Raw genomic sequence first — 11,985 nt, 5'->3', positions numbered from 1 at the left:
GGGCGCGTGTCATGCCAGCCGTCAAGCCAAGGAACACCGGCGCCAGCCCCGGCGGGTCCAGCGTAACCAGCAGCGTGGTCAGTGCATTGAGCAATATTTCTCCGCTAACCATCCAAACTGCCTTCCGTTACGTTATGTCTTTTGGTCAAATCTTGCATTTTTCACCCTAAAGGCTGCCTGACTCTCGTCTTCTTGTCGCGCATTTTCTTGGGTGGAGGCGTCAAAAGCGTTTTCACCTTGCAAATGCCGCAAAAGGTTGTTCAAAAGTCTCCGTGAAATTGGCGCTATGCGGCTCTTTCCGCTATAAAAATCCATCCGATTCTTAAAATAGAATGTGATCTGATTTGACTGAGCATAGCCCTACTGGAGGAGGAGGAGGAAAACTTCCTCCCGGAATCGAACCGATTTCCATTATGGAAGAAATGCAGCGGTCGTACCTCGATTACGCGATGAGCGTTATCGTTAGCCGCGCTCTTCCTGACGTGCGTGACGGCCTCAAGCCGGTTCACCGCCGTATCCTTTTCGGCATGTCGGAACTCGGCATCGACTGGAACAAGAAATATGTAAAATGCGCCCGCGTCACCGGTGACGTGATGGGTAAATACCATCCGCACGGCAACATGGCCATTTACGATGCACTGGCCCGTATGGCGCAGGACTGGTCCTTGCGCCTGCCGCTGATCGATGGTCAGGGTAACTTCGGCTCGATCGACGGTGACCCGCCGGCGGCTGAACGTTACACCGAATGCCGTCTGCAGAAGTCTGCGCATTCGCTGCTGGATGACCTCGACAAGGAAACGGTTGATTTCCGCGAGAACTATGACGGCACGCTGAAAGAGCCTGTTGTCGTTCCCGCCAAGTTCCCGAACCTTCTGGTCAACGGTGCCGGTGGTATTGCGGTGGGCATGGCCACCAACATTCCACCACACAACCTGTCCGAGGTGATCGACGGCTGTATTGCCCTGATGGACAATCCGGCCATTGAGCTGCTTGATCTGATGCAGATCATCCCCGGTCCGGACTTCCCGACGGGTGCGATCATTCTTGGCCGCGCCGGCATTCGCTCCGCTTATGAAACGGGCCGTGGCTCCGTCATCATGCGCGGTCGCGCCACCATCGAACCGATGCGCGGCGACCGTGAGCAGATCATCATCACCGAAGTTCCCTACCAGGTGAACAAGGCAACGATGATTGAAAAGATGGCCGAGCTGGTCAAGGACAAGCGCATTGAAGGCATTTCCGACCTTCGTGACGAGTCCGACCGTCAGGGCTACCGCGTGGTTGTTGAACTGAAGCGTGATGCAAACGCTGAAGTCATTCTCAACCAGCTCTACCGTTATACGCCGCTGCAGACCTCGTTTGGCTGCAACATGGTGGCGCTGAATGGTGGCAAGCCGGAGCAGCTGACACTTCTTGATATGCTGCGCGCCTTCGTGGCGTTCCGCGAAGACGTTGTCAGCCGCCGCACCAAGTACCTGCTGCGCAAGGCTCGTGACCGCGCCCACGTCCTGGTTGGTATGGCCATTGCCGTTGCCAATATCGACGAGGTTATCCGCGTTATCCGTCACGCGCCGGATCCGGCATCTGCCCGTGAAGAGCTGATGACCCGCCGCTGGCCGGCCGCAGATGTTGAAAGCCTGATCCGTCTGATCGATGACCCGCGTCACCGCATCAACGAAGACAAGACCTATAATCTGTCGGAAGAACAGGCCCGTGCGATCCTTGAATTGCGCCTGGCCCGTTTGACGGCGCTTGGTCGTGATGAAATCGGCGATGAGCTGAACAAGATCGGCGATGAAATCCGCGAATATCTGGAAATCCTGTCCTCGCGTCTGCGCATTCAGCAGATCGTCAAGGATGAGATGATTGCCATCCGCGACGAATTCGGCACACCACGCCGCAGTGAAATCGTCGAAGGCGGTCCAGATATGGACGATGAAGACCTCATCGCCCGCGAAGACATGGTGGTGACCGTGTCGCACCTTGGTTACATCAAGCGTGTGCCGCTCACCACCTATCGTGCGCAGCGCCGCGGCGGCAAGGGCCGTTCCGGCATGGCAACGCGCGACGAGGATTTCGTCAACCGCCTGTTTGTGGCCAACACCCACACACCGGTGCTGTTCTTCTCCTCACGCGGTATTGTCTACAAGGAAAAGGTCTGGCGCCTGCCAATCGGCACGCCGCAGTCCAAGGGCAAGGCTCTCATCAACATGCTGCCATTGCAGCCGGGTGAGCGCATTACCACCATCATGCCGCTTCCAGAGGATGAAACCACCTGGGAAAAGCTTGACGTCATGTTCTCCACGACCCGCGGAACGGTGCGCCGTAACAAGCTCTCCGACTTCGTGCAGGTCAACCGCAATGGCAAGATCGCCATGAAGCTGGAAGAGGACGGGGATGAAATCCTGTCCGTGGAAACCTGTACCGACCGTGACGACGTTCTGTTGACCACGGCTCTGGGTCAGTGCATCCGCTTCCCGGTTGATGATGTTCGCGTGTTTGCCGGCCGTAACTCGGTGGGTGTGCGTGGTATCAACATGGGTGAGGGCGACCGCATCATCTCCATGACCATCGTTGGTTCCAGCGATGCCCAGCCATGGGAACGTGCAGCCTACCTCAAGCGCTCCGCTGCCGAACGCCGCGCTGCCGGTGTCGATGAAGAAGACATCGCACTGGTTGGTGAGGAAGTGACGGAAGAAGGCGAACTGAGCGAAGACCGTTACCAGGAACTCAAGGCACGTGAAGAATTCGTGCTGACCGTTTCGGTCAAGGGCTTCGGCAAGCGTTCCTCCTCTTACGACTTCCGCACCTCTGGCCGTGGCGGCAAGGGCATCCGCGCCACCGATACCTCCAAGACTGGAGAAATCGGTGAACTGGTTGCAGCCTTCCCGGTTGAAGACAAGGACCAGATCATGCTCGTCTCCGATGGTGGCCAGCTGATCCGCGTTCCGGTCAACGGCATCCGCATCGCCAGCCGCGCCACCAAGGGCGTCACCATCTTCTCGACCGCCAAGGACGAAAAGGTTGTGTCCGTGGAGCGCATCAGCGAACCGGAAGGTGATGACGAGATTGAAACGGCAATCGATGCCGAAATCGTCGAGGCCGACACACCAACGGAAACATCGGACGAATAAGGTCTGACCCCATGTTTCAATGAGAACACCCCGCTTGTCGCTGAGATGAGCGGGGTGTTTTTGTATCCGGCCTTGTTTGATTTGAAGCGCTGATCTTTTTTTGGGACAAAACGGTAGTGCAGCAGATTTTCAGTCTGCCGACCTCAAAATGGCCACAGGATTGGGGAGAAAGGCAGCACGGGGTTTTGACATCTGCGTTGCAGCCAGTGGCCGAAAACATGGCAGCAAATATCTGCGCCAAGACAGAAGAGGCGCATCGGGGTAAAGGGCGAGGGTCGTATTGATGCCGGAAAGAAAGCCATTGGTTTCCAGGCTTTTCCTTGTGAAACTGGGCCTGTTCGGCCTTGTCCTTGCCGGTGTGGCCGCTGCCGCCAACGTCGCGGTTGGCTGGTATGGACGCAGTGCCGCAACCGGCGGTCACAGCGCCTCAACCGACACTTTTGATGTGGGCATTGGTCAGGACCGGTTGAAACTGACGGCCAACACCATCCGGTTTGAAAGCCAGCGCAAGAACGGCAAGGCAGACCGCATCGACCTTTATCTCACCTGGCCACAAATGGCCGGTTACAGCGAGGAAAATCGCTTGTTGTTTGAAGACCTTGCCGAAACCGGCAAGATCATCTTCGTGCAGATTTCGCAAAGCACCATGTCACGCGACATGTCGGGCCGCTTCGATGCCATCTATTCGCATCTGGTCACGGGTGCGCCGCAGGAGATCAAATTTGGCCTGAAACTTCACCGTTTCAAGCCGGATGCCGGTTACGGCAACGAAGTGCTGTTAACCGCAAAACGTCAGGACGGCGACGAATCAGCCGATGATTATGTCGTGCGCTGCCTGATGCCGACGCCGGAGCGCCCATCAACAAATGGTGATTGTCAACGGGATGTGCGGCTCGGCCGCGACCTCACCGTTCTTTACCGTTTTCCGGTGGCGCTTCTTTCGCAGTGGAACGCGCTGGATCAAGCGGTTACGCAGTATTTGAAACAACGAATTGCAGGATGAACAGCCTGTGAACATTAACGGTTTAAGCGGATTTTAGCTCAATTTTAGCGGCTGAAGATACCATTCATAAACCAGTTGGTAACGCCATGGCTTTAAAGTCAGACACATGAACGGTCGGGCTGGGGTTGTGTCCGGACGGAACATCAAGATGCAATTAGTGAGTTTAGCTGTGCCAAGAACGCTTTTCCGAGTGTTGTCCGAAAAAGGCTCGTCAATGTCTTTCTTCAAAGTATGCATGTTTGCGCTGGCGACTGTCGTCATGACATCGGCCTCCGTACAACAGGCGTCCGCGAACCCGAAATATTCGGGCATCGTGATCGACGCCAAGACGGGTAAAATCCTCTATAGTGATGATCCGGATGGCCTGCGCTATCCCGCTTCGCTGACCAAGATGATGACGCTCTATCTGACCTTTGAAGCGTTAAGTGCCGGTCGCATTTCCCTCGACAGCAAGGTTCCGGTTTCGGCCAACGCCTCCAAGGAGCCTCCGTCCAAGCTCGGCGTTCGCGCTGGTGGTAGCGTGACGGTTGAACAGGCCATCAAGGCGCTGGTCACCCGCTCTGCCAACGACATGGCAACGGCCCTTGGTGAATTCATCGGCGGTTCGGAAGATCGTTTTGCCCGCATGATGACCAACAAGGCACGCGCCCTTGGCATGACCCGCACGACCTACCGCAACGCCCACGGCCTGCCAAACACGGCACAGATGACCACAGCCCGTGACCAGGCGCGTCTCGGCATTGCTCTGCGTCAGCACTACCCACAATATTACCATTACTTTTCAACGCGTTCGTTCCAGTTCGGCAAACAGACAATCGGCAACCACAACCGCCTTCTTGGCAGTGTTGCCGGCGTTGACGGCATCAAGACCGGTTACATCCGTGCAGCTGGCTTCAACCTCGTCACCTCGGTACAGATTGATGGCCGCTCGATCGTTGGTGTTGTTATCGGTGGCACATCGGGTGCAAGCCGTGACGCACAGATGCGCAAGCTGGTGAAAACATACCTGCCAAAGGCTTCGCGTGGCGCCAACAGCAACCTGATTGCCAATACGCCATCTGCCGATGTTGGTCCGGCCGTTGCCTCTGCAAACACCGCAGCATCGCGTATGGCCCTGCCAAATGACGGCCCACTGCCGCAGACCCGTTATGAAAATGAAGTTGCAAGCGCCAGTGCCTTTGCACCGACCTCGTCGCGTGCAGCAGTCCAGGCCATGGAAGCTGCAACCCGTCCATCTGCTCCGGTTCCAGCACCAATGGTTCCGCCAGCAGAAGTTGCCCAGGCACGTCAGGCTGCCGCGGTTGAGGTTGACGAAGTAACGACCTCGTCCACCCGCCAGGCCACCGGCTGGGTCATCCAGATCGGCGCTTCGCCGGACAAGAATTCCGCCATGGCCCTGCTGGAAAGCGCACAGGACAAGGGCGGCAAGGTTCTGAACTCTGCCACACCATTCACTGTTGCCTTCAACAAGGATGGCTCGCAGCTCTACAGAGCACGTTTTGGTGGCTTTAGCGACCAGAGCAAAGCAGTCAATGCCTGCAATGCATTGAAAAAGAAGGGCATTAGCTGCTGGGCTTCTCTTCAGTAAGCATGAATTGCTGGCATGTCCGATGTTCCAGACATGCCAGTGCCGTCCTCGAATTGTTATGCGTAACGAGGTTCAAAAATGGCGAGCAACGAGAATTATTCTGAAGCTATGACGACGACCAATCCTGTACAAAGAGGTAATTCGGTACTGCATCCACTCCACGAAGTGGCGATGCGCATTGCCGACGTTGGTCTCAACAAGTCCAAGGCCAAGACCAAGGATCTGGTCAATCTTCTCCTGTGCCACGGTGCACGGGCATGGAGAAACAATCAGCCGGAAGCAAATATTCATTTGCATATTTCGGCGCGTTATGGCCGCGCTCCGATCAATATCCGCATCCGCTGAATAAAGGCAGATGGGAAGGGCGGTTCGGAAACGATCTCCGCCCGATGGTTTTAAAAGGCACGCTCCATGGTTCAAACACCTGGGCGTGCCTTTTGCGTTTCAGCGATTGCTGGACAAGATCAGGCTGCGATGCGTGGATAATGCGCTCTGATATTGCTGATGTAGTGCTGGCCGGGAGAAGGCGCTGCGCACATCGCAGTGACTTCGGTTTCCGGCACATCGCGGAAATTGCGCTCTTCGCCATTTTTGAAGCAGATGCGCAGCTGCCCGTCTTCCGGGCTGAAATAAACCGACTTGATGATCTTCGATGTGACAGCGAGTTGTTTCATTTTTTTGTTCCCTGTTTGAGAGCACCCTACACAAGGGAACCAAATTTTCCGTCAAACAGGGTGGTGAACGGTTGTTTAAGCCGTTAGCGCGCATTTGAGCGAATTGTGCGGCCCAAACTGCCGTTACGTCACATCACCATAGGGCATGTATTTGGCGGGCTGAAAACCGGTGCGGCGCAAACAGTTTTGGCCGCAGTCATCCAGGACATGCCGTTATTGCACGGAACGAATGGCGCGCACGCTGCGTTTGTGAGTGGTCCAATCAATCACCGGATCAACCAATATCTTCACCACCACAATCAACCATCATCCATGGGAGGAAATCATGAAAACGCTCGCCGAGCTGTTCGAACATACGCTGAAAGATGTCTATTACGCCGAAAACGCCATCGTCAAAGCACTGCCCAAAGTCTCCAAGGCGGTCAAAAGCGCCGATTTCAAGAAGGCGGTCGACCATCACCTTGAAGAAACCAAGGGGCAGATCAAGACGCTGGACAAGGTGTTCAAGACCATTGGTGTCAAACCCGAGGGCGTCAAATGCGATGCCACGGATGGATTGCTGAAAGAGTCCGAAGGCATCATGGATGAGGCGGAAGGTGTGGCGCTGGATGCCGGCCTGCTCGCAGCGTGTCAGGCGGTCGAACATTACGAGATCGCCCGTTATGGCTCCTTGCGTGAATGGGCCAAGGTGCTGGGCAATGAAGAAGCCCATGTGCTGCTCAGCGAAATTCTCGACCAGGAAAAAGCTGCCAACAGCAAGATGACCAATCTGGCCGTCACCGCCATCAACAAGTGACGCCAATATCTGCAAAAAAACCAAAGCCGCCCGCGATGTGTCCGGGCGGCTTTGTTTTTGGATCAAGCGGTGAGGGGCCAAACCTCAGAGCACAGTGCCGAACTCCATGCTGACGGGGTCAATCAGCGCCAGGAAAGCATCGCACTTAGCCTGTTCCGCCCAACCGGCGCAGATGACTTCGGCCCGTGTCCGGCTGTCAGCAAAGGCAAGATCCACAAACACATCATCATCAAGTTTCACCAGATGCTGACGCCGCCATCCGGGTTGCCGCGCCAAGTGCTGGCTTACCATCTCATCATAGGCGGCGCGCATCGCCGCTTCGCTGACACCTGATTTCAGGCGGAAGCGGCCAATCTCGACGCCACTGTCAGATATAACGGGGTGAGGTGCTGCTTCGGGCAGCCTGTAATGCTCCATGGAGATGAGATTGGAAACGCTGGCGCGGAACGCAGCGAATTCGGGGCTGCTGCCCACGGCCTTGGCGGCGGCGAGCGCCTCATCCTTGCTGGCCCAGGCGACCAGATCAACACGGGCGGCAACCTCATCAGCCCCTGAAAATTCCGACCAGTGTAAAAATCCTGAAAAGCCTGCCAGCAAATTTCGTGCGCTGGCGCGGGCGCGGTCGGCCGGTTCAGCGTCGCTCACAGTGTAGGTGACGATCTCATAATAGGTGGTGGTCATCTCAGCTCCTTTTTGGGTGGAGGCCGCTGATAAAACTTTCACCCTGACAGTTTCCGTCAGCAGTGCTATGCGATGAACTGCCATGCGCACGCTTCGTCTGTTTGCCCTGTTGGATCATCTTCGTGGTCGACTGAACCCGGTTTCAGCCGAAACCCTGGCGGCTGAGCTTGGCGTGTCGCTGCGCACCATCTACCGCGACATGGCAACCCTGCAGGCCATGGGCGCGCCGGTGCGCGGCGAGGCAGGCATCGGTTATCAGATGGAGCGTGGTTATTTCCTGCCGCCCTTACGCTTTGATGCCGATGAACTGGAGGCGATCACGCTCGGCATGCGACTGATCGCGGCACGTGGCGACAGCCAATTGTCCGATGCAGCAAGGCGGGTATCGACCAAGGTCAGCGGCATTCTGGAGGGCGACGCGTCGGAAGCCTATTCACGCCTGCCACTGCGGGCTGTTTCAAAACCCTCGCAAGTCTCGGAAAAAACCGCAGCCATTCTCGGCCAGTTGCGCTCTGCGATCCGCGACAAGGTCATGCTCGACATAACCTACCGTGACCTGAAGGATGTTTCCAGCCAACGCATTGCCCGGCCGCTCGGCCTGACTGTGTTTGACGAGGTCTGGCTGTTGACCATCTGGTGCGAAACGCGCCAGGATTTCCGCAACCTGCGCGTCGACCGCATCGACACAGCGGCACGGACCGGAGATCGCTTCCGGACGGAAAAGGGCAAACGTTTCGAGGATTACCTGCAAACCTTGCCCTGACGGCCACGCCTTGCCGTGCTTGGCAGGCAGCACAACATCAGCGCCAGCAAGGCTCAAGCCCCTTATTCAGACAGGTTCTTGTCGATCTGTCGTTGGCACAATGCAGGTTCACCGAGCGTGATTTTTTTGACCATTGTCCATCTGGCGCTGCCGTTGTCATCGTCATCAATGGCGAAATAGTCCAGAACACAGCTTTTGATCTGCGGATCGACGGATTGCACGGCAAGAAGCCGGCTGTCGCGGCGGTAATCAACCTTGACGTCACCCATAATGTTTCCGCCGGGCAGCGTGCTCAACTTGCCCGTTTTGTGGTTGGCAACCAGAAGCGTTGAGCAGTTCAGCGAACATTTGATGTCGATGAACGTGTAGTGGCCGGCAAAATTTGGACGGTGTCGTAGCGCCGTGCGAATTGTTGTCTGGGCCGCCTGATCCTTGCGGTAGACACCGGAAAAATCCGGAGCCAAGGTTCGTCCCGTATAACGCGCGGCTGGAAAGTCAGTCCTGTCTGGCACGGCAAATCTCGTGTTGCGCGCTGCCACCTTGTTGTCAGGCACTGCGACCACATTTTGGGGCAGGGGAACAGGCGGTTTGGGCAAGGATACCACATCCTGTCGCCGAGGCTCCAGTGTCTCTTTGCGCCAGGCTTTGAGGGTCACGTTTTTCTTTGCAACGGATGGCATCTCGCAAGCGTTCCATTGAGACCGGGCAATCGACTGGCCCTTTGGCCTGTAACACCAGCCATTGGATTTCAGCGTCTTTTCCAGCGCAACCTGATGGTCACAGCTATCCTTGACGTCCCTTGTTTGGCTGTCACCCTTGCGGCAATCCAGAGCTCGTCTTTCCCAACGCTCCAACATCGAAACCGGTTTTCTTCTGTCCGGCTCGGCAAACAGGGGCTTGTCCATTTCACCTGTGATTTTTTCTGTCCTGGGGTTCCAGGAGAGGCTGTACATTGTCACCCCGGACAGAAAACCGCGACCGGCAGCGCTTTTCTGGAACCAGTCTGCAGAAAACTCCAGAACGCAGATATCTTCGCAGATGATGAAATAGATACCCTCATAGAGCGTGTATGCCCGCACAGGCCATTCCTTGGACAGCTGCTGTTTCTTTTTCAGCACATCCGCCTTGGGCGTCTTTCCGCCACCCTCGAAATCGCCTTTGTCCACCACGCCAGCATAGGCCCTGTTCCAGAACGCCATGCTTCTTCTATCGTTGCGTCCGAGGTTTTCCATGTAACTCATCAGGAAACGACGTGCTTTTTCCTCTTGAGCCTTCAAAAGCGGCGTGGAGGCTACCGGCGGCCGGTCGATAACCTCGCGCACCGACAGGAGAGGGGTCGTTACCCGATATTTTTCCATCTCACTGGTCGTCAGATAGCGAACGTCATCATTCGGGACGGAGAGCGAAATCCGCAACAGTGCAGGATTGACCCCCATATCATCGAGGTAGCCGGCAAGTTCACCCGTTGTTTCCTGCAGATATTCAATTGCAGTATCCAGATCCACATCGTCTGCATTCGTCGCGTAAATCCCCCGGTGTACACCAAGCGAACCGTCGGCGGCATCACGTTCGACGCCGCCCAAAAAGGCATAAACACAGGCAGAAGCGCAGGTATAGTTGGCGCCTTGAACGGTGTTTAGGCCAAGATCGCGGATGACTCTGCCAAACTTCAACGCCTCCATGAGATTGCCGCCCTCGCTGTTGAAGGAGACAATTTTTGCGCCGTAATCAGCAATCTGCAACTTCAATTGCTCGGCATCATATTCGTCGTCGAATTCACCACTGATCAGCAGGTAGGGTGAAAAGCCGTCTATGGTCACCAGCTCGAAGGTAATCTCGGCCCGGGCGCTACTCGACCAGCACAGACAGGCCACAAATACCCACAGCATGAAACGCACAAACACCAGACCAAGTCCCCACTTACCCCAAAATTTCTCTCATCCGACATGGCGCCAATGACGTCGTCACCACGACTGAAAATTTACGAGAACCGCGCCCCAAAACGAGAGGTCGCGGGTCCATGTCATTGCGTCAGATTTTTCATGATTGGACGATCACAGGCCTTGGCATTGCCAATATCAAGCCTGTCAGTCAGCAGCCAGTTCACACTGGCATCCTGTCCCTCGGCGAGTTCAACAGCATCAATCATGCAGCTGGCACTATCAGGAGATATGTATTGCATGAATATAAGTCTGCTGTCAGGTCGGTAACCGACACGCACTCCCTCCCGATCACTGTGTTTCGGTAGGGCAGTCGGTTTGCCTGTCTTGTGATTGACAACAAAGTACATCGGGCAGCCTTCGTCGTCGCAATCAATTTTTATAAGCCTGTAATGCCCGGCAAAATTTGGCCCTTCACGCATCTCGTCACGAATGATGGTGGCGGCACTACGAAACTTGACGTCTCGCCCTTTGAAGTCGGGCAAAACGGTCTTTCCCTTGTATCGGCTTGCGGGATAATCCCAAAGCTGCGGCACCTTGATCTGACTGTTTGCCCCTCCAGCGGCACACTCATGCCAGCGCTTGTTACGTGCTTTGCCTGCGATGCCGTAACACCAGTCAATATCCGCTAAAAACGTTTCAATTTCCTGCTGAACCTGGCATGCGATCTTGATTTCGGCCGGGTCACCGGACTGCAGACGGCAGTCTCCTTCGACAATATCCCAGGAAATGATCATATGGGTTGGCCCGAATTTTTCCTCTCGCTCACCACTTAGCTGGGCAAAATCTCCGATTATTTTGTTTGTCTTGGGATCAAAGTTCAAAACAATCGCCAACATTCCGGAGCGGGCCTCACCTGTCGCAGCGTTTTTCCAATACCACATGACGAAGGCGCTAACCGCACAGGTTGCCTTACACTCCACCCCTCTCACACCAAGGTCTGAACTGTAAAACCGTATTGGCCACTGTTTGAAAAATGCCTGTTTCTTTTTCAGCAAGCTCGCTTTTGATGTCATGCCATCATCGGTCTTGACCTTGTCTGCATAGGTCTTTCGCAGAAAATCCAGCGCCTCATGGTCTCCACGGCGCAGTGCATGCAGATAGGCCAACATCATGTCCTGAGCCCGTTGTTCTGGCGTTGCAGAACGGACTGGAGTTTCTGGTAAGGGGGCAGGGGCGGGACGTTGCGCTTGTGCTGTTTTGGATGTGGTTTCCAATGCCGACTGAACCTCGTCAGCGTCATCTCCAAGAGGTGTTGTTACCACATATTGTTTCATCTCGCTTTCGGTCAAAAAGTGTGGACTGGCTTCGGACACCCATGCGGCGAGTTGCAATACGTTCGGATCGACACCCATCTCAACGCTATAATTCACAATACGGCTGCCAAACTCGCGGGAAGCCTCTTT

10 protein-coding genes and 1 pseudogene are annotated in these 11,985 nt (G+C 55.6%); 6 read left to right on the top strand and 5 right to left on the bottom strand.

All coding sequences use genetic code 11. The features are described 5' to 3' along the window. Window positions 1-112 (bottom strand): annotated as a pseudogene (locus RT613_RS16740) (MarC family protein); the annotation flags it as partial. Window positions 113-344: 232 nt separating this feature from the next. Between RT613_RS16740 and gyrA the strand changes: the two are divergent. The 4 genes from gyrA to RT613_RS16720 all read left to right on the top strand — a co-directional run bounded on the left by gyrA (window position 345) and on the right by RT613_RS16720 (window position 6,070). Then, window positions 345-3,134: a DNA gyrase subunit A gene (gene gyrA, locus RT613_RS16735; protein ID WP_313617130.1), complete on the top strand. Its 2,790-nt coding sequence runs from the start codon at window positions 345-347 to the stop codon at window positions 3,132-3,134. 283 nt (window positions 3,135-3,417) lie between these two features. Continuing rightward, window positions 3,418-4,137, top strand: a complete 720-nt coding sequence (locus RT613_RS16730; RefSeq protein ID WP_313617129.1) for a hypothetical protein — start codon at window positions 3,418-3,420, stop codon at window positions 4,135-4,137. 235 nt (window positions 4,138-4,372) lie between these two features. After that, on the top strand, window positions 4,373-5,725 hold the full coding sequence (locus RT613_RS16725) for a D-alanyl-D-alanine carboxypeptidase (protein ID WP_313617160.1): 1,353 nt from the start codon (window positions 4,373-4,375) through the stop codon (window positions 5,723-5,725). A gap of 78 nt (window positions 5,726-5,803) precedes the next feature. Beyond that, complete coding sequence (locus RT613_RS16720; protein WP_409558840.1) at window positions 5,804-6,070, top strand: hypothetical protein; 267 nt, start codon at window positions 5,804-5,806, stop codon at window positions 6,068-6,070. Window positions 6,071-6,189: 119 nt separating this feature from the next. Here the strand turns inward: RT613_RS16720 and RT613_RS16715 are convergent, their stop codons facing one another. Then, the gene (locus RT613_RS16715; RefSeq protein WP_313617128.1) at window positions 6,190-6,399 is read right to left on the bottom strand and encodes a KTSC domain-containing protein; all 210 of its coding nucleotides are present in this window, start codon (window positions 6,397-6,399) and stop codon (window positions 6,190-6,192) included. A gap of 325 nt (window positions 6,400-6,724) precedes the next feature. Here RT613_RS16715 and RT613_RS16710 point away from each other — a divergent pair, with 325 nt between their 5' ends. Further along, the gene (locus tag RT613_RS16710) at window positions 6,725-7,195 is read left to right on the top strand and encodes a ferritin-like domain-containing protein (protein WP_313617126.1); all 471 of its coding nucleotides are present in this window, start codon (window positions 6,725-6,727) and stop codon (window positions 7,193-7,195) included. Window positions 7,196-7,279: 84 nt separating this feature from the next. On the opposite strand, the gene RT613_RS16705 is transcribed toward RT613_RS16710, so the two are convergent. Further along, complete coding sequence (locus tag RT613_RS16705; protein ID WP_313617124.1) at window positions 7,280-7,876, bottom strand: hypothetical protein; 597 nt, start codon at window positions 7,874-7,876, stop codon at window positions 7,280-7,282. A gap of 82 nt (window positions 7,877-7,958) precedes the next feature. Here RT613_RS16705 and RT613_RS16700 point away from each other — a divergent pair, with 82 nt between their 5' ends. Further along, the gene (locus tag RT613_RS16700) at window positions 7,959-8,639 is read left to right on the top strand and encodes a YafY family protein (RefSeq protein WP_313617122.1); all 681 of its coding nucleotides are present in this window, start codon (window positions 7,959-7,961) and stop codon (window positions 8,637-8,639) included. 62 nt (window positions 8,640-8,701) lie between these two features. Here RT613_RS16700 and RT613_RS16695 read toward each other — a convergent pair whose 3' ends face one another. After that, complete coding sequence (locus RT613_RS16695; protein WP_313617120.1) at window positions 8,702-10,543, bottom strand: hypothetical protein; 1,842 nt, start codon at window positions 10,541-10,543, stop codon at window positions 8,702-8,704. A gap of 119 nt (window positions 10,544-10,662) precedes the next feature. Then, window positions 10,663-11,985 (bottom strand): hypothetical protein (locus tag RT613_RS16690; RefSeq protein ID WP_313617119.1); only part of this gene is annotated, 1,323 nt, incomplete at its 5' end.

The sequence above is a fragment of the Agrobacterium sp. genome (assembly GCF_032092815.1).
Lineage (GTDB): Bacteria > Pseudomonadota > Alphaproteobacteria > Rhizobiales > Rhizobiaceae > Agrobacterium.
This window is presented reverse-complemented; position numbering and strand designations above follow the sequence as displayed.